Annotated in this window: 14 protein-coding genes and 1 pseudogene; 10 read left to right on the top strand and 5 right to left on the bottom strand. The window is 54.1% G+C overall.

All coding sequences use genetic code 11. The features are described from left to right. The first annotated feature begins 80 nt into the window (after positions 1-80). The 5 genes from LKE23_RS06350 to LKE23_RS06370 all read left to right on the top strand — a co-directional run bounded on the left by LKE23_RS06350 (position 81) and on the right by LKE23_RS06370 (position 6,058). Positions 81-761, top strand: a complete 681-nt coding sequence (locus tag LKE23_RS06350) for a hypothetical protein (RefSeq protein WP_291976505.1) — start codon at positions 81-83, stop codon at positions 759-761. A 326-nt stretch (positions 762-1,087) separates the two neighbouring features. After that, positions 1,088-2,896, top strand: a complete 1,809-nt coding sequence (gene thrS, locus LKE23_RS06355; protein ID WP_291976508.1) for a threonine--tRNA ligase — start codon at positions 1,088-1,090, stop codon at positions 2,894-2,896. A 139-nt stretch (positions 2,897-3,035) separates the two neighbouring features. Next, positions 3,036-4,229 (top strand): MFS transporter, encoded by a 1,194-nt coding sequence (locus LKE23_RS06360; RefSeq protein WP_291976509.1) that lies wholly within the window; start codon positions 3,036-3,038, stop codon positions 4,227-4,229. Between the two features lie 184 nt (positions 4,230-4,413). Continuing rightward, positions 4,414-5,484 carry an NCS2 family permease gene (locus LKE23_RS06365; RefSeq protein ID WP_291976510.1) on the top strand — a complete coding sequence of 357 codons (1,071 nt, stop codon included), beginning with the start codon at positions 4,414-4,416 and terminating at the stop codon, positions 5,482-5,484. 10 nt (positions 5,485-5,494) lie between these two features. Next, positions 5,495-6,058: a phosphoribosyltransferase family protein gene (locus LKE23_RS06370; RefSeq protein ID WP_291976511.1), complete on the top strand. Its 564-nt coding sequence runs from the start codon at positions 5,495-5,497 to the stop codon at positions 6,056-6,058. A 71-nt stretch (positions 6,059-6,129) separates the two neighbouring features. Here the strand turns inward: LKE23_RS06370 and LKE23_RS06375 are convergent, their stop codons facing one another. Genes LKE23_RS06375 through LKE23_RS06385 form a run of 3 tightly spaced genes read right to left on the bottom strand, consistent with a single transcriptional unit; the run spans position 6,130 to position 8,995 of the window. After that, positions 6,130-6,438 (bottom strand): MGMT family protein, encoded by a 309-nt coding sequence (locus LKE23_RS06375; protein ID WP_291976512.1) that lies wholly within the window; start codon positions 6,436-6,438, stop codon positions 6,130-6,132. Further along, positions 6,431-7,693 carry an MFS transporter gene (locus LKE23_RS06380; protein ID WP_291976513.1) on the bottom strand — a complete coding sequence of 421 codons (1,263 nt, stop codon included), beginning with the start codon at positions 7,691-7,693 and terminating at the stop codon, positions 6,431-6,433. Before LKE23_RS06380 ends, LKE23_RS06375 begins: the two co-directional genes overlap by 8 nt. A gap of 9 nt (positions 7,694-7,702) precedes the next feature. Then, positions 7,703-8,995, bottom strand: coding sequence for an alkaline phosphatase family protein (locus tag LKE23_RS06385; RefSeq protein ID WP_291976515.1), 1,293 nt, complete (start codon positions 8,993-8,995; stop codon positions 7,703-7,705). Positions 8,996-9,201: 206 nt separating this feature from the next. On the opposite strand from LKE23_RS06385, the gene LKE23_RS06390 reads away from it, so the two are divergent. The 5 genes and pseudogenes from LKE23_RS06390 (at position 9,202) to LKE23_RS06410 (ending at position 16,514) form a co-directional block, all read left to right on the top strand. Continuing rightward, entirely contained in the window at positions 9,202-10,530 is a 1,329-nt protein-coding gene (locus LKE23_RS06390) for an APC family permease (protein ID WP_291976516.1), read from the top strand. Positions 10,531-10,729: 199 nt separating this feature from the next. Then, a pseudogene (locus tag LKE23_RS06395) lies at positions 10,730-11,885 on the top strand (RNA-guided endonuclease InsQ/TnpB family protein). Positions 11,886-12,080: 195 nt separating this feature from the next. Beyond that, positions 12,081-13,442, top strand: a complete 1,362-nt coding sequence (locus LKE23_RS06400) for an APC family permease (RefSeq protein WP_291976517.1) — start codon at positions 12,081-12,083, stop codon at positions 13,440-13,442. Positions 13,443-13,541: 99 nt separating this feature from the next. Continuing rightward, complete coding sequence (locus LKE23_RS06405) at positions 13,542-14,972, top strand: C69 family dipeptidase (protein WP_291976518.1); 1,431 nt, start codon at positions 13,542-13,544, stop codon at positions 14,970-14,972. A 270-nt stretch (positions 14,973-15,242) separates the two neighbouring features. Then, complete coding sequence (locus LKE23_RS06410; RefSeq protein ID WP_291976519.1) at positions 15,243-16,514, top strand: MFS transporter; 1,272 nt, start codon at positions 15,243-15,245, stop codon at positions 16,512-16,514. A 61-nt stretch (positions 16,515-16,575) separates the two neighbouring features. On the opposite strand, the gene LKE23_RS06415 is transcribed toward LKE23_RS06410, so the two are convergent. Continuing rightward, positions 16,576-16,818, bottom strand: a complete 243-nt coding sequence (locus LKE23_RS06415; protein ID WP_291976520.1) for a cytochrome b5 domain-containing protein — start codon at positions 16,816-16,818, stop codon at positions 16,576-16,578. An 86-nt stretch (positions 16,819-16,904) separates the two neighbouring features. After that, positions 16,905-17,609, bottom strand: a complete 705-nt coding sequence (locus LKE23_RS06420; RefSeq protein ID WP_291976521.1) for a dihydrofolate reductase family protein — start codon at positions 17,607-17,609, stop codon at positions 16,905-16,907. Positions 17,610-17,621 lie beyond the last annotated feature (12 nt).

Genomic DNA, 17,621 nt, shown 5'->3' on the forward strand with positions numbered 1-17,621 from the left:
CCTTTGGCGTTTTAAAATTGCTAGATCATGATATAATATTGTCCTGTAGTAATTTAATTGTTCTGGATGAGGTGAACACATTGAACAACGACCAAGATCAAAACAAAAAACGCCTGACCCGGGTGGAGCTTTACGACACGCCGAAGCCCGGCACCAAGAAAAAGAAACGCTCATCAATTTTTGACAACTTAAAACGCAAGGAACAGGAAGACGAACGCCGCTACGCCAGCACCGCTAGCAAGACCGGGCACAAATCCCCCCGTCCTAAAAAGCCACGGAAGCGCGGCGGCCACCGCACCTTCAAGATCCTGCTATCAATCCTCTTAGCAATCCTGTTGGTCATGATCATTGTCTTCATGGTCAAGCAGCAGAACCCGGTCAACACCAGCAACGACAACGAGACCACGGTTTCTACCAGCTCCAAGAAGAAGCACAGCAGCAGTCACAAGAAGAAACATAAACACCACAAGTCGTCCAGCAGCGAGGACTACACGAATGACGACGTCTCCGACACCTACTCTTCGACGCCAAGCACCAGCCGGAGCACGACGACCAGCCAGCCGAGCCAGCACAGCACGTCGACGACCGACAACAACACTAGTCGGCAAAACTCAAGCTCAACGACAACCCAGCAACCGCAAAGCAACAATAACCAGCAGTCGTCCACGAATACTAACCACCAGTCATCCCAGACGACGGGCACCATTTCGAGCCAGCCTGCTAACGGTCAACAAGGCGGCACTAATACGCAACAAAAATAATTTTCAATTAGCCCTTGCGAAGGATCAAAAGCGTGCTATAATCAAAAGCAATCGAAGGATATGCACATTGTTGATCCTCTAACAGGGAGTCGGTACCTAGGCTGGAAGTACCGTAGAGGTTTTGGCATTGTTGTACCACCTTGTTAAGATTACCGGCCGAGATAAGGCCGATCGGGTCGTGTCCGTTACCACACCATGGAGAGGACGTTTTTTTAGTACGTCCTGAAGATGGGTGGAACCACGCTAACTATTGATAATTAACGTCCCTAGCGCTTACAAACGTAGGTGCTAGGGACGTTTTTAATTTTTATAAGGGAGAGATACATATGGCTCAAGTTGCAGTTATGTCACCAGATGGATCCGTTGAAAAGATCGATCGCGATTCAAAAGAAAGTTTACAGGCCCTGCGGAAGTTATCTGCACTGATGCTCAAGGCCGCATTACAGCAGGAATTCAAGGGCATTCGGCTCGGTGAAGTCGTTGCCGATGAAGACGGCTTCCACGTTGATTCCGATAAGGACGATCAACAGGTTTCCGTCGACGAATTGCCAGCACTTCAAGATGCAATCAAGAAGCTGGCTAAGGACGACGCCAAGGTTGAATTCGTCGAAATGGACCTGGACGATGCCCTGGCCGAAGCGGGCGACGACCAGTACTCCAACGCCCTGATCAAGGAAGCCGCTAAGGATGGCAAGGTTGCCATGTACCAACTCGGCGACGTTAAGGCCGTTGCCGACCAGGATATCCTGGTTTACGGTGACGTTGTGAAGAACATCCAGCTGCTCTCCGTTGCCGGTGCTTACTGGAAGGGCATGTCCTCCAACCCAATGCTGCAGCGGCTGTACGGGACCGTCTTCTTCAAGAAGGACGACCTGGCCGACGACCTGAAGAAGCGCCAGGAAGCCCGCGAACGTGACCACCGGGTAATCGGGAACCAGCTTGACCTCTTCTTCGTTGATCCAAAGGTCGGCGCCGGTTTGCCATACTGGATGCCAAAGGGTGCCACGATTCGGCGGACGATCGAACGTTACATCATCGACCGGGAAGTTGCCGACGGTTACAAGCACGTCTACACCCCAGTCCTGATGAACCTGGACGCCTACAAGACTTCCGGTCACTGGGAACACTACCGTGACGACATGTTCCCACCAATGGACATGGGTGACGGCGAAATGCTGGAACTGCGGCCAATGAACTGCCCAAGCCACATCCAAATTTACAAGCACCACATCCGTTCCTACCGTGATCTGCCACTGCGGATTGCCGAACTTGGGATGATGCACCGTTACGAAAAGTCCGGTGCCCTCTCCGGTCTGCAGCGGGTTCGTGAAATGACCTTAAACGACGGCCACACCTTCGTTGCCCTCGACCAGATCCGGTCCGAATTCGCCAAGATCCTGAAGCTGATCATGTCCGTCTACAAGGACTTTGACATCACCGACTACAGCTTCCGGCTCTCCCTGCGTGACCCGAAGAACACCAAGAAGTACTACGCTAACGACGAAATGTGGGAACGTTCCCAAGCCCTCTTGAAGGCTGCCATGGACGATCTGAACCTCGACTACTACGAAGCTGAAGGGGAAGCTGCCTTCTACGGTCCAAAGCTGGACATCCAGACCAAGACTGCTCTGGGCAACGACGAAACCATGTCCACCATTCAGCTGGACTTCATGCTGCCTGACCGCTTCGGCCTGACCTACGTTGGTAACGACGGTAAGGAACACATGCCAGTGATGATCCACCGTGGGGTTGTCGGCACCATGGAACGGTTTATCGCCTACCTGACTGAAATCTACAAGGGTGCCTTCCCAACTTGGTTGGCTCCTGAACAAGTCCACATCATCCCGGTTAACGAGGATGCCCATGGTGCCTACGCCGATGACTTCGCCAAGAAGCTGAAGGCTGCTAACATCCGGGTCGTTGTTGACCACCGGAACGAAAAGATGGGCTACAAGATTCGTGAAGCCCAGACCCAGAAGGTTCCATACACCCTGGTTGTCGGTGACGACGAAATGAAGGGCAATGGCGTTTCCGTGCGGAAGTACGGTGAAAAGGCTCAAAACGAAATGAGCCAGGATGCCTTCATGAACGAAATCCTCGCTGATATTGCATCCTACTCCCGTGAAGAAAACTAATTCATAAATTTAACGAAGCGGTCGTATCGAGTCCGAAAAGCGGTTCGATACGACCGCTTTTTTAGTTGGGTGTACTCCAGTTAAAAACTTTTGCTTCGCTTAGTTTACGGGTGTAAACTAAGCAAGTATCTTAAATGGGGTGAGAAAATTGAACGATAACTATATTGAATTGCCACGCTACAAGGTGATTTTTCTGGCGACCTGCGTCGGGGTGATCGTCGCCAGCATGTTTTACATCCAGCCGATCGAAAACGTGATTACTGTCAGCTATCAGATCAAGCAGTCCCAGACCGCCGTGATCGCGATGCTGACCCAGGTCAGTTACGCCCTCGGGCTCCTGCTGGTGGTGCCGCTCGGTGACATGTTCAACCGCTACCGCTTTCTGCAAGTGATGGAGGCCATCTCGATCTGCTCACTGCTGCTGGCGAGTTGGGCCCCGAGCCCGGTCATCTTTGCCCTGGCCTCCGTTTTGATCGGGCTGACCTCGGTCGGCGGCCAAATCATCATTCCCTACGTTGCCTACCTGACGCCCCTCAAAAAACAGGGGCCGATCCTGGGCGTCATGATCTCTGGAATGCTGACCGGGATCCTCTTCGCCCGAACCTTTAGCGGCCTGATCGCCGCCGCCCTCGGCTGGCACATGGTCTACCTGATCGCCGCCGTCCTCAACTTCCTGCTGCTGATCTTGATTCACCAGTGGGTCCCGAACGACCCCCGCGAGCACGGGCAAGACATCTCGTTGGGCCAGCTGCTGGCCTCCCTGCCCAAGCTACTCAAAAAGTACCGTTACCTGCGCAGCTCGGCCGTCAACGGCTTTGCCATGTTCGGGCTGGCCAACCTCTTCTGGTCAACGCTGGCCTTCCTCTTGATGAGTCGCTTCCACTACGGGTCGGCCGTCGCGGGCAGCATGGGCCTGCTGGGGATTGTCGCGATCTTTGCGGCCCCCTTCATCGGGCGGATGGTTAATCTCTACTCGCCAAAGCAAAACATCGTGACGAGCATCATCCTGGCTATCGTAGCCTACCTGATCTTCGGTGCCTTTCAGCATTCAATGGTGGCCCTGGTCATCGGCATCATCGTCCTTGACCTGAGCACCCAGTTCAGCCAGGTCACCAACCAGGCGATCATCCAGTCGCTCAGCCGGACCGAGAATAGCCGTAACAATTCAATCTTCATGTTCTCCTACTTCTTCGGTGGCTCAATCGGGACCCTGACCGGTATCGACGCCTGGTCGCACTTTGGCTGGGCCGGCGTCACCGCGATGGCCGTGATCTTCGTCATCGTGGCCCTCAGCGCCCATTTTGCAATTGGCGAACCGGAAAAGCTTGGCTGAAGTTAATCTATCAAACGCGGAGCACAAAGCGGCCGCGTTTTTATTATCTCTTCGTAAAATACGAACATTAATTTAAAATATTCCAAAATAGTATTTGATTTTGTGAACTTTTCTTTGTATCATCGAATTGAAAGTAAACAATATTTTTATTTTAGTTGCAATCGTTCGTGTTTAGGAGGTTCACATGCACTGGTTTGCGGATATTATGGCGGCACTTGGCGTCGTCCTCAACGGGATTCCCCAGGGGATCATGGCGATGGGGCTGGGCTTTGCCGTCTTTCCCACAACGTTCTCATTTCTCTTAGTCTCCGGAATTAACTTCGCCTTTAATTCCGTCGCCCCAGTTTCTTTTCAGGCCGAATCATTAGCCCTGACCGGCAACCTTGGTAAGAACACCCGGGAGTACACCTCGATCATCTTCGGTGGTTCCATCATCATGTTGATCATCGGGCTGACCGGCACGTTGACCAAGATCGTTCAGGTTTTTGGCAACCACATCATCACCGCCATGATGGCCGGCGTCGGCATTATGCTGGCCAAGATCGCCCTCAACATGAGCAAGGGCCACGGCTGGACCGGCTGGGTCTCCATCGCGGTCGCCGTCGTCACCTACCTGGTTTCCAAGGACCTGGTCTGGACAATCTGCCTGTCCGTAATTCTCTCTAGCCTTTTCGCGGTCGTCGTCGAACACTACCAAAACGAGCTGCCCAAGGCCGTCACCGTCCGGCGCTTTATCTTCACCAAGCCAATGTTCAACCTGCGGATCTTGCGCGGGGCTTTGGGGCTGGCCTGCCTAAACATCGGGGCCAACCTCTCGTACGGACTGATCACCGGGCAAATGACCGGCATCAAGCCCAACCCCGTGAACCTGAACCTGCTGACCTCTTCCCAGGCCCTGGCCGACATGGGAACCAGCCTGCTCGGTGGTGCCCCGGTTGAAACTATCATCTCCGCAACGGCGAGTGCCCCGGAGCCAGTTGTTGCTGGGATCTTAATGATGCTGATCATGGCCGTGATTCTGTTCGTCGGCTGGTTGCCCAAGATCGGGAAGTACGTCCCCAGCAGCTCCATCGCCGGCTTCTTGCTGGTGTTAGGACTGTTCGTGACCTTCCCGGAAAACGCCGCGACTGCCCTGGCCGGTAAGGAGCAGCTGATTGCCGCCACCACAATGGTCATTACCGCCCTCGTCGACCCATTCACCGGTTTGCTGGCCGGCGGGGCAATGAAATTCGTTCTGCCGCTGCTTGGCCTTTAAGGAGAAAAAGATGACAAATTATTATCAATTAAAACTCGGTTCACTGACGCGCAAGCTGCCGATTATTCCGATCAGCGCCGACACAGCCATCGCCTCGTTTGTCCTGCTCGGGGACGACGAACTGTCCCGAACCGCTGCTAAATTAATTCAGCCGAAGCTGCCAGCACAGTTCGACTACATCGTGACGGTGGAAAGCAAGGGGATCCCCTTCGCCCACGACCTCAGCCTCATCACGAAACATCCCCGCTCCTTCGTCATCCGCAAGTCGGTCAAGGGCTACATGCGCGATCCGCTGGAACAGTCGGTCAATTCAATCACGACCAAGCAGGAGCAGGAACTGGTCCTCGACGGTCAGGATGCCCAGCAGCTTCGGGGAAAAAAGGTGCTCCTTGTTGATGACGTCATCAGCACCGGCAGCTCCATCCACTCGGCTGCCACCCTCTTAGAGAAGGCCGGCAGCCAGGTTGTGGGCAAGGTTGCCATCCTGGCCGAGGGTGATGCGGCTAAGCGCAACGACATCATTTTCCTTGCCAAACTGCCGCTCTTCAACCTCGATGGCACCATCAAGGCATAATAAAAAGCGAGTTCCGTAGCTGGACACTAAGAACTCGCTTTTTACCACGTTATAACTATGTAATGTCACTGTCAGATCCCCTGCCAGTGGCATTTTTTGATATCGACGTGGGTCTCGTCTTTAAAGGGGACATTTTCCGCCAGCAGCATCGGGCGCTGGTCGACCCAGCCGGGCACTAGTCGGCCGTTCGCCGTTACGACCCGGTGACAGGGATGTTTGCCATAACCACCCGATTTGCCCAGGGCCTTGCCGACCAGGCGGGCGTTCCGGGGCCGACCAATGATGCGGGCAATTTGCCCATAGGTAGCAACCCGTCCTAGCGGGATAATGTCGACGACGTTTAGGACCGCACGCATAAACTGGTCATCGATTTTAGTCATCCGCGTTTGCCCCCTTCCGGCTCAGCCGCGGCAGCAACAGGAAGATTACCAATCCCGCCAAGAAAAGGATCCCCAGGGAGGCGGCACCAATCGTTGACTTGCCGGTCCGCTGGGTGACAACGCCGACGATTACCGGACCAAGGATTGCCGAAAACTTGCCAAGGATGTTATAGAAACCAAAGAATTCGCTGCTGGATTCCTTAGGCACAAGCTGACCAAAGTAGGACCGGCTCAGTGCCTGGATGCCACCCTGGCTGGTCCCGATCAGAATTGCCAGAAACCAGAAGTCAAACATCGTCTTCAATCGCAGGGCGTACAGGCAAATGAAGAGGTAGACCACAATCCCGGTCAAAAGAGCCGTCCGATTCGAGGTTCGCCGGGCATACCAACCGTAGAGGAGTGAAAACGGAAAGGCAATCAACTGAACAACCAGCAGGACCAGCATCAGCATGGTCGTGTTGACCCCCATGTCCTTTCCGATCGAGGTTGCCATGGTGAAAATGGTGTCGACCCCGTCAATGTAGAAGAAGTAGGCAATCAAGAACCAGGAAATTTGCCGGTATTGGCGGATGTGCCGGAAGGTTTGGGCTAAGCGGCGAAAGCTGTCCTTCAGCGGATTATCAACCGCCGCCACACTGTACTGCTGCTGGCCGTGACGGAGCAGCGGCCAGCCAAAGATGACCCACCAAACCGCGGCAATGACGAAGCTGAACTTGCCGATCCCGTAGCTATCGAGGAGCCCACCAAAGCCGTTGGTCAGCTGGGCCGCCAGAAAGACGATAAAGGCAATCACCCCGCCCAGGTAGCCCATGCCGTAACCGGTGGACGAGACCAGGTCCATCTGGTGATTGTCCGCCACGTCGGTCAGGAAACTGTCATAGAAGAGGTTCCCGCCCGAATAGCCGATAATTGACAAGATGAAGAGGATCAGCAGCCACTGCCAGTGCTGGGTCGGCACCAGCGCCAGGCCCAGTGTCAAAATGATGGCCGGCCAGGTAAAGGTGTTGAGCCACCGGCGTTTGGCATTCGGGTAATCCGCCAGCGCCCCCAGCAGCGGCGCCAAAAGGGAAACCACCAGGGTGCCAAAACTATTGGCATAGCCCCAGTAAGCGGTGGAATCGGCGCTGCTGACCCCGGCCTGCTGAGCCACCGCCTTGAAGTAGACCGGCAGGACCGCCGTCACCACCAGGATCCCGTAGCCGGAGTTGGCCCAGTCATAGAAGATCCATTGCCATTGTTGCTTAGTAAACTTCACGAAAACACCTTACTTTCTGAAAATCCCGTCGATCGGTTGGCCAGCAGTGGGCGCCGGATAGTGTAACCCCAGCAGGCGGGCAAAGGTCGGCCCCTCATCGACCAGGTGTGCCCCCGCCACCGTTGCGCCAGTCTTGACATCGGGACCGGCAAAAACAGCCGTGGTGAAGTAGTTCGGCTGGCTCGGCCCATAGCCGTGGACGCCGTGGTAACGGTCATGAGTGCCGAGCGTCGCCGGATCGACGTCCTCTACGATTGCCGGTCGGTTAACCTCATCGGTGAAGTAGTAGCCCGGCTTGGCCTCAATCAGGAAGGTACACCGCGGATCGGCACCGAGCTTGACGGCTTCCGCCCCGTCATAGATGTGTTCAACTCCTTCGACTCCGGCGATGAGCTGCTTTAACTGGCCAAGATTGACGTTGCCTCGAGTATAGACATAGGTTTCACCGTCACAGGTCTTGGCGGTCACCTGCCAGTTGTCGCGGTAGGTCGTCTTCCCCGCCAACGGCGACAGCCAGCCGTGATGGGCAAAGAGCATGTTGAGGTGGATCATCTTGGAAACGTTGATCTGGTAGTGGTCCCCCAACAGGACAAAGTTGGTTTGGTCAAAGGTTCCCGCCTGCTTTGTTGCGGCAATGATGCGGGCTACCCGGCCATCGAGGTGCTGCAGGGCCTCCTTAGCTTGGGGTGACCGGACGCCATAGCGGTGGCGCATGCTGTCCATGTCAACCAGGTGGATCAGTGTCAGGTCCGGCCGCTTGTTCTCCAGGGTATCAACTGCACAGGCCGTGATAAAGTCGTCCAGCCAGGGCTGCTTGATCCCGTGACGCAGCTTGCCGTAGCGGTGGTTCATCTGAATCAGGAAGTAGGGCGAGCTGGCCTTCAGCGAAACCAGCACCTGGTTGGTCCAGATTCGGTTGGGAAAGATTTCCGCCAGGTTGTAATCAATCTGACTACCCGCCGTTACCGGCCAGAGGAAAGCCGCGGTGGTCAGTCCCGCCTGGTGGGCAACGTCATATAGCGGCATTGCTTTGACGTCCTTGCGGTACCAGTACCAGTCTGGCGAAAGGCGCCGCGGCTGGAGCTTGGTGTTGTTGACGATCCCGTGCACGGCCGGGTATTGACCGGTGATGATCGAGGTGTGGGACGGGTAGGTCAACGTTGGGAAAATTCCCCGGACCCGCTTCACCCAGGTTCCCCGATTTATTACCCGGGAAATATTGGGAACCAGGTCCCACAATTCGTCGAGGTCGCGAAAGCCCAGCGAATCAAGGGAAATAACGACTAATTTCTTTTGGCTCATGGTCTTAACCAGCTTTCTGCTAATTTTTAATAACTAGATACCCTCTATTTTACGATTATTTTCCGCTCCGTGTTAACCATAATGCACAATTCACTGCTTTTGGCTATTATTTTGCCGGCAGACTAACTATAATAGAAGAGTTACTTTGCATTTTCTGCCGATTTTATCGACAAATCTACGAAAACGCGTTTAAAGGAGTGGACATCTTGTCACAGCAGCAACCAACTCGGTCACTGGGATTCTTCGCGGCCCTCTCGACCGTTACCGGAACCGTCATCGGCTCGGGAATCTTTTTCAAGGTTCCCGCCGTTACCAAGGCGACCGGGTCCGTTAGCCTGGCGACCTTCACCTGGTTTCTTGCCGGAATTATCACCATCTGTGCTGGCTTAACGGCGGCGGAACTGGCGGCGGCCTATCCTCAAACCGGCGGACTGACCCTCTACATCGGCAAGGCCTACGGGAGCTTCTGGGGCTTTTTAGCCGGCTGGGCCCAGTCACTAATTTACTTTCCCGCCCAGTGGGCCGCGGCCGCAATCGCCTTTGCCACCCAGTTTGTCGACCTCTTTGGCCTTGACGACAGCTGGCTGCCCCTCGTCGGTATCTGCGTTACCCTCCTTGTCTTACTGACCAATTTTATCAGTGCTCAGGCCGGTGGGTTGGTCTCCTCGATCGCCCTGGTGGTCAAACTGATCCCGGTCGTCGCGATCGTCGTCCTCGGCTTCTTCCACCCCGGGGATCCGCAGTTTCGCCTCTTCCCAGTCGCTCCCGGCCCCAGCCAGCACCTCCTTACCGCCCTTGGCAGTGGCCTGTTGGCGACGATGTTTGCCTACGACGGCTGGATCCACGTCGGAACAATGGCGGGTGAAATGAAGAACCCTAAAAAGCACCTGCCGCGCGCCATTTTCTTGGGGCTTGGCCTGGTCACCGTGGTTTACTTGCTGATTAACCTCGCCTTTCTCTACGTGGCTCCGCTGGGAACCGTGGCGGCCGACCTGAACATCTCTTCCCGGGTGGCCCATATTGTTTTCGGCCCCCTTGGTGGTAAAATTATTACAATCGGAATCATGATTTCGGTCTACGGAGCACTGAACGGCTTTACGATGACCGGGATTCGAGTTCCCTACGTGATGGGCTACCTCGGCTACCTGCCGTTTGCGCGTGCTTTCCGGGCACTCAACCGGGGCGGCGTGCCCTGGGTCGGTGGCTGCCTGCAGTTCATCGTGGCGGTCCTGATGATTCTGTCCGGGACCTTTGACACCATCACCAACATGCTGGTGGTCGTCATTTGGTTCTTCTACATGCTCTGCTTTGCCGCGGTCTTTATCTTACGCCGGCGGGAGCCCGATCTCCCGCGGCCATACAAGGTTCCCGGCTTCCCGTTGGTACCCATCATCGCCATGCTGGGTGGCGTCTTCATCATTTTGACGACGCTCTTTACCCAACCGGCGATTACCCTGATCGGGGTCCTGATTACCTTAGCAGGCGTGCCAATTTATCGCTATCAGCAAACTCACCATCGCATTCGCCAAATTTAAGGGAGCTGATTAATGATTATCAAATAAATCATTAAATATTATCAAAAATAGTATAATATTACTGGAGGCTAAAACGTGAGGTGATATTATGCTACCGAAAATGAGTGAATCCAAGATGATTGCTGAGCGTATGCCTACCAATTGAAGATGTGTCATAAGATAAAGAATGACGTTTAATCTTTGAAAGGTGGTGGAAATAATGCTCAGGACGGAAAAAGTGCGTCTGTATCCCAACGCAACCATGAAAAAAGTTCTTGATGCTTTGTGTGATTATCGACGTTACTGCTGGAACCATGGACTGACCTTATGGAATGACATGTATGACGAGTCACTGATTATGGGTAACAAGAAGCTTCGCCCAAATGCCTATAAGGTCCGGAACGAGCTGGTTGCTAATAAAGCGGACTGGCAATACGAATTATCAGCTCGGTGCTTACAATTGGCAATCGCTGATCTGGGAAAAGCTTGGCAGAACTTTTTCGACAAAAGTCAGCCTGATTGGGGCAAGCCACATTTCAGATCGAAGCGTGCACCCCGCCAAGGCTTCAAAACTGACCGCGCCAAGATTGTCAATGGCAAGTTACGGTTAGATAAGCCCCGCGGAATTAAGGGCAATTACGACCTGCCTTTTAAGGGCGCTCAAAGCCTGGCGGGAGAGCTGAAGGTTGTTTCAGTTTACCGGGAAAACGGCAAATACTGGGCTTCCTTACCGTTTGAGGTTCAGGAAGCGTCAAAACCCATCGACTGGTCAAAGTACGGCCGTTGACGTTAACGTGGGGCACTTTAACTACACCGCGGGCGAGGTCAACATCCTACCGAAGCGGCTGCGAAAACTTTACCAGCGCATCAAGCACTATCAGCGGGTGCTGGCGCGTAAACGCAAGGTGAATGGCAAGTTCGCTAACCACAGTAATAATTACGTGCAGACGAAAGCCAAGCTGCAACGTGATTATCGGCGGGTAGCGAACATTCAAAATGATATTTTGCAAAAGTTTACGACGAACCTGGTTGACAGCTACGACACGATCGTGATTGAAGATCTGGCGGTTAAGCAGATGCAGATGAGTCATGTCGCTTCTAAAGGCCTGCAGCGGTCCCTGTTTGGTAAGTTCCGGCAAATTCTAACCTATAAAACCGAATGGTATAGGAAACAGCTAGTTCTGGCTGATCAACATTATCCCAGCACCCAGCGCTGTGCTAAGTGCGGTCATGTTAAAACGGGTCAAGATAAGATTACTCTACAAGGTAATGTTAAGCACCACACTAAGCATAACGAATATATCTGTTATCAATGCGGTTACCATAATGATCGTGATCAAAATGCGGTGCTCAATCTTCTAGCTTTAGTACAGTAAATATTTCTATGGGGTGGGCTACACCCTTCAAGCTATCAGAGCCGGTCAATGTGATTACTCCCTAGTTGGAATATCGGAATACTGGTGTTGACGGTAGTAAATAAAATTAAGAAAGGAAAACTATATTCCTTCGCAAATATGATCAAATCACAAATGATGATATTTGTTCACGTTTTATATAGCAGATTCACTTTTATGAAAAACAGTCCCAATTTGCAAAAAACTGAACACGAGAAAACACTCGGGCTCTTTGACCTCACCATCCTTGGTATCGGGGCCATCATCGGGACCGGGATCCTGGTTCTGACCGGGATCGTGGCGGCCGAGGATTCCGGCCCGGCAATCGTCTTCTCGTTTCTGATCGCCGCCCTCGCCAGCGGGCTGATCGGTCTCTGCTACGCCGAACTGACAACCAGCCTGCCCAACTCCGGGAGTGCCTTTTTCTACGCCTGGGTCGCAATCGGTAAGTTTGTCGCCTTCCTCGCCGGCTGGACGCTGATCGGGGTCTACGTTACCACGACGGCCACCGTGGCGAATGGTTGGACCGGCTACGTCCAATCGTTCCTGGAGGTTCTCGGCATTAAGCTTCCCCACCAGTTTCTCGTCAATCCGGCGGCCGGGGGCTATGTCAACCTGCCGGCGGTCCTGATGATTATCCTGATGACCATCGTTTTGACCCGCGGAACCAGCGAAAGCAAGTGGGTCAACAACTTCCTGGTCGGCGTCAAGCTCTTCATCATCCTGCTCTTCATCGTCGTCAGCGTCTGGCACGTCAATCCAGCCAACTGGCACCCCTTCCTGCCTTATGGTTATAAGGGGATCTTCACCGGTGCCTCGGCCGTCTTCTTCTCGTTTTTGGGCTTTGATGCCCTGGCGACCTCGGCTGAGGATGCGAAGGACGTCGGCCACACGATCCCCCGGGCCATCGTGCTCTGCCTGACCATTTCGACCGCTCTCTACATCCTGGTCAGCCTGGTCATGACCGGGGTCCTGCCCTACAAGAAGCTCAACGTTTCCGAGGCGATGTCCTACGTCCTGCTGAGTCAAGGTCACGAAGTCGTCGCCGAGATCGTCTCGCTGGGGGCCGTGCTCGGCATCATGGCGGTGGTCTTTGCGTTCATCTACGCCGGTTCCAACATTCTCAAGTCAATGAGCCGCAGCCGTTTCCTGCCGAAGGGCCTCGCCGCTGTCAACTCCAAGACCCAGAGCCCCAACCGGGCAATCTGGCTGGTCGGGCTTGCCGCGGCCGTGTTCGCCGGGGAATTCGACCTCCACTACCTGGCCTTGATCGCTAACATCGGCTCGCTGATGGTTTTCATGCTGATCTCGCTGATTGTCATCATTCTGCGTTACCGCTATCCAGAACTGAAGCGGCCATTCGTTGTTCCGTACGGGAAAATCCTGCCGGTCCTGTCAATTTTGATTTGCCTGGTCCTGCTCGTCAGCATCTCGGTCAAGGCCTGGCTGACCTACCTGATCTGGATTGCCCTCGGCCTGATCGTCTACTTTGGCTACTCCCTGCGGCACGCCGATGAATTCAACTTTACTGAAGATTAAGATTAATGCACGATCAACCTTGATCGTGCATTTTTCAATCCCGAAAAGAGTAGAATAGAGTTAGAACGTTTGGAAACTACAGAAAGGAAATGGTTATCTATGACACGTTATCGAAATTCGGCCTGCACCTCCATCATGGTCGGCAAACTCGCCTCAATCGACGGTTCGACCTTCATCTCCCGGAATGAGGACCGGGTCAAGGCGATTGAACCCAAGCGCTTCCTGGTCCAACCCGCCGTCCACGACCGCCACGCCACCTACGTTTCGGCCTATAACAAGCTGACGGTCCCGCTGCCGGAGAGCGGAATGCGCTACACCGCTACCCCATCCGTTGATCAATCGGCCGGGCCGAACGAAGAAGACGGCTTCAACTCGGCCAACGTTGGTGAAAGTGCGACCGAGAGCGTCTACGCCAACGATCGGGTCCTGGCCTATGACCCCCACATCAAAAACGGGTTGGCTGAGGATTCAATGACCACCCTGGTCTTGCCTTACATTCATTCCGCCCGGGAAGGGGTCCAGCGCCTGGGTGAACTAGTCGCCGAATACGGTTCCGCCGAGGGCAATGGCGTTCAGTTCATCGACCGCGATTCCGTCTGGTACATGGAAATCGCCACCGGTCACCACTGGGTCGCCGTCCGCATTCCGGATGATTGTTACGCGGTGGCCGCCAACCAAATCGCCATCGAGCAAATCGACTTCAATGATCCAGACAACTACATGTGGTCCGACGGCATCCGTGAATTTGTCGACGAGCACAATCTGAACCCGGACGACGATCAGTGGAACTTCCGCCACATCTTCGGCACCAACACCAAGAAGGATCACCACTACAACACGCCGCGGGTTTGGTTTGCCCAACGCTACCTGAGCCCCCTGGCAAGCGCCGGGCAGACGCCTGAATCCCCCGACATGCCATTCATCCGCAAGCCGGAACGCAAGATTTCTGTCGAAGACATTCAGTACCTGCTGAAGTCGCACTACAACGAAACCAAGTACGATCCACTCGGTGAGGGCAGCGATCATGACAAGAAGGTCTACCGGGCAATTTCGCTCTCCCGAACCGCTCAATCCCACATCCTGCAGATGCGAAACACCGTCAACCCGAAGCACGCCGCAATCCAGTGGGTCGAATTCGGGGTGCCATCGTTCTGCGCCTACACGCCATTCTTTGCCAATGCGGATGACACCGACGCCTCCTACCGGAAGGTCCCGAAGACAATGAAGCTAAAGAACGCCTTCTGGCTGAACGAGGCCCTCGCCATGGTGGTCGAAAGTCATTACAGCGAGTTCGCCGAGGATGACGAGGACTTCCAGCAAGAGCTCAACGAATGGGCCCGGCGCAAGATCGCCGCGGTTGATGCCAAGGCCAGTCAGCTGGATGGCGCCAAGCTGACCACTTACCTGACTGGACAAAACCACAAGATCGCCAAACACTACCACAAGAAGACTAAGAAGCTGCTTTTCAAGCTCCTGACGGACGGCACGGAGCTTTCCGAATTGACCTTCAAGATGGATCCAAACTTATAAAAATAAATTACTGGAGAACAGTTAACAAGGCGAGTAAAAAAGTGGACTCGCGGTTTGTTGGCTGTTCTTTTGGCTTATCGGCGCTTTTTGTCTAGTATCTTTGCCAAATTAAGCAGAGTCCGGGAGGAAAACGCCTCCGCGGACTTTTTTATTTAAGAAATTTTGATAAACGTTTGACATCCAGAGAAAAACCGCTTACAATTCAAACCGTAAAGCAATTATCTTTTTTAGAAAATCTCTCCGCTAATTCTGACGAAAGGATGCACACTAATGAAAAAGCACAGCTTATTCAAAAACCCTTTTTATCGGTTTGACTCGCTAAACATTCTCTTATTCTTCACTGCCTGGGGAATCTGGTGGTCCTTCTTCCAGATCTGGCTCACTAACACCCTGCACTTCTCCGGTGCCCAGGTTGGGACGATCTACTCTTTCAACTCCGCCATCACCCTGGTCCTGATGTTCGTCTACGGTGCCATCCAAGACCGGCTCGGCTTGAAGCGGCACCTCCTGATCTTCTGTGCCGTCATGGAAATGCTGCTCGGCCCATTCTTCACCTGGGTCTACGCACCACTGCTCCACAGTAACTTCTATCTCGGGACCTTCCTCGGTTCCCTCTACCTGTCATTCGCCTTCCTGGCCGCTTCACCAACCTTTGAAGCCGTCACGGAGCGGATCAGTCGGCGCTACGGTTTCGAATATGGTCAGGCACGGTCATGGGGTTCATTCGGTTACGCGGTTTCCGCACTGCTGGCCGGTTTCCTCTTCACCGTTAGCCCATACCTGGTCTTCTGGCTCTCATCCGGAATTGCCCTGTTGCTCTTCCTCCTGCTCGTCTTCGTCCACCCCGAAAAGAACGCTAAGGCGATTGACACCTACGAAAACAAGGTTGAAAACGCTAAGGAAAGCAGCACCGCTTCCCTGAAGGAAATTTTCGGCGTCTTCAAGATGAAGGCCCTTTGGCAAATCATCATCTACATCATCTTCTCCTGGACATTCTACACCGTCTTCGATCAGCAGATGTTCCCGCAATTTTTCACCCAATTCTTCGCAACTAAGGCCCTTGGTCAACAGATGTACGGGGTTCTGAACTCCGTCGAAGTCTTCCTGGAAGCCATCATGATGGCCTGTGTTCCATGGCTGATGAAGAAGATCGGTGTTCGGCGGACTCTCTTAGTCGGGATCACCATCATGGTTGTCCGGATTGGGGGCTGTGGCCTGGTTACCAACCCAGTCGGCGTTTCCTGCATCAAGTTGCTCCACGCCCCTGAAACCGCCTGCTTCGCCCTCGGCCTCTTCCGTTACTTCACCCTGCACTTTGATACCAAGGTTTCCGCAACCCTCTACATGGTCGGTTACCAGATTGCTGCTCAGGTTGGTCAGATCATCTTCTCGACTCCACTTGGTAACCTGCGTGACCACATCGGCTACAGCCACACCTTCTTGGTAATCTCCGGGATCACCCTGATCGCCGGGATCTACGCCCTCTTCATCCTGAAGAAGGATGACGTCGACGTCGAAGGTCAGCCGCTGGCCAAGGATTAATTAAAGCCATAATAAAATTGAGCCCCGTCACCGGATTTTCTCCAGCGACGAGGCTCCTTTTTTATTCTTCCGCGAGCTTGCCGACGACCGGCAGGCCCTTCAATACCCTTTCACCGTGGGGCGATTTCTCAACCAGGACCGCGGTCAGGTCGCGCCCGGCCAGGTTGCCGTGGTGCTTGCCACCCTGCCAAGCGGGTTTGGCGGACACGTCATAAACCGTCCCCTTGATCGCCACGTAGGCTGGTTGGCCGTTTTGGCCGTCAAACTTGGCTAACTCTTTCTTGGTAAATACTTGTTCTGTCATTTTGGCCCCTCCTTTGGTTTGTGCTGACTTCAGCATACCATCTCACCGGCGGGAAAGGGCCCTTTGCCGACTTTATTAAGCAAAACTTACTGATTGTCCTTGGCAAATACCAGGTGGACGCCGCCATCACCAAGCGGATCGGCGCGGACGAGCTGGAAGCGCTGGTCGACGAAGACCTGTTTGGTGTCGAAGGTGCCCTTCTTCGTAACGTCGCCGCTGATGTAGGGGGCCACCACCAGGGAAATTTCATCGACCAGGCCGGCCTTGAGAAAGGCTCCGTTGATCAGGGCGCCACCACCGAGCACCATCTTTTCGATGCCAAAGCGTTGCCGCAGCTTGACCAGGGCCTGTTCAAAGTCAATCTGCTCATCCCCGCAGACCAGGTACGGGATCGCCATTGACCGCAAAAACGCCAGGTAGCGCTTGTCAGCCAGCTTGGTCACCACCTCGATCGCCCGGCTCTTCTTGCCGGCATAATCGAAGTAGTTCTTTTCCCAGCCGGCCCGGCCGCGCCGATCAAAGCTGACATCCCAGGTCGTGGCCTGCAGGTTTTCCGGTGACCAATCGGTGTAGTCAATCCCGGTCGGGTCGTACTGGCTGAGGTCGACCTTCCCCGGTGCCGCGTACATAACGATTGTGTTGCTGCCGTTCGCATTGGTGTTGCTCAGCTTAAAGAGAATGTCGTCATAAAAGTCTCCTGAGGCCTTGTCACCCGGCAGGCCGTCCCAGTCGCCATCAATCTTGCCGTCAATCGACTGATACATGTGAATGATTACCTTTGCCCGTTCCATTTTCGGTTCCTC

This window comes from Limosilactobacillus sp. (assembly GCF_022482365.1).
Classification (GTDB): Bacteria; Bacillota; Bacilli; order Lactobacillales; family Lactobacillaceae; genus Limosilactobacillus.

Bases quoted from the DNA above. Each gene is read 5' to 3' on its own strand.
- LKE23_RS06410 (WP_291976519.1), top strand. From the start codon at position 15,243: ATGAAAAAGCACAGCTTATTCAAAAACCCTTTTTATCGGTTTGACTCG.
- thrS (WP_291976508.1), top strand. From the start codon at position 1,088: ATGGCTCAAGTTGCAGTTATGTCACCAGATGGATCCGTTGAAAAGATC.
- LKE23_RS06365 (WP_291976510.1), top strand. From the start codon at position 4,414: ATGCACTGGTTTGCGGATATTATGGCGGCACTTGGCGTCGTCCTCAAC.
- LKE23_RS06375 (WP_291976512.1), bottom strand. From the start codon at position 6,438: ATGACTAAAATCGATGACCAGTTTATGCGTGCGGTCCTAAACGTCGTC.
- LKE23_RS06400 (WP_291976517.1), top strand. From the start codon at position 12,081: ATGAAAAACAGTCCCAATTTGCAAAAAACTGAACACGAGAAAACACTC.
- LKE23_RS06415 (WP_291976520.1), bottom strand. From the start codon at position 16,818: ATGACAGAACAAGTATTTACCAAGAAAGAGTTAGCCAAGTTTGACGGC.
- LKE23_RS06420 (WP_291976521.1), bottom strand. From the start codon at position 17,609: ATGGAACGGGCAAAGGTAATCATTCACATGTATCAGTCGATTGACGGC.
- LKE23_RS06385 (WP_291976515.1), bottom strand. From the start codon at position 8,995: ATGAGCCAAAAGAAATTAGTCGTTATTTCCCTTGATTCGCTGGGCTTT.
- LKE23_RS06405 (WP_291976518.1), top strand. From the start codon at position 13,542: ATGACACGTTATCGAAATTCGGCCTGCACCTCCATCATGGTCGGCAAA.
- LKE23_RS06370 (WP_291976511.1), top strand. From the start codon at position 5,495: ATGACAAATTATTATCAATTAAAACTCGGTTCACTGACGCGCAAGCTG.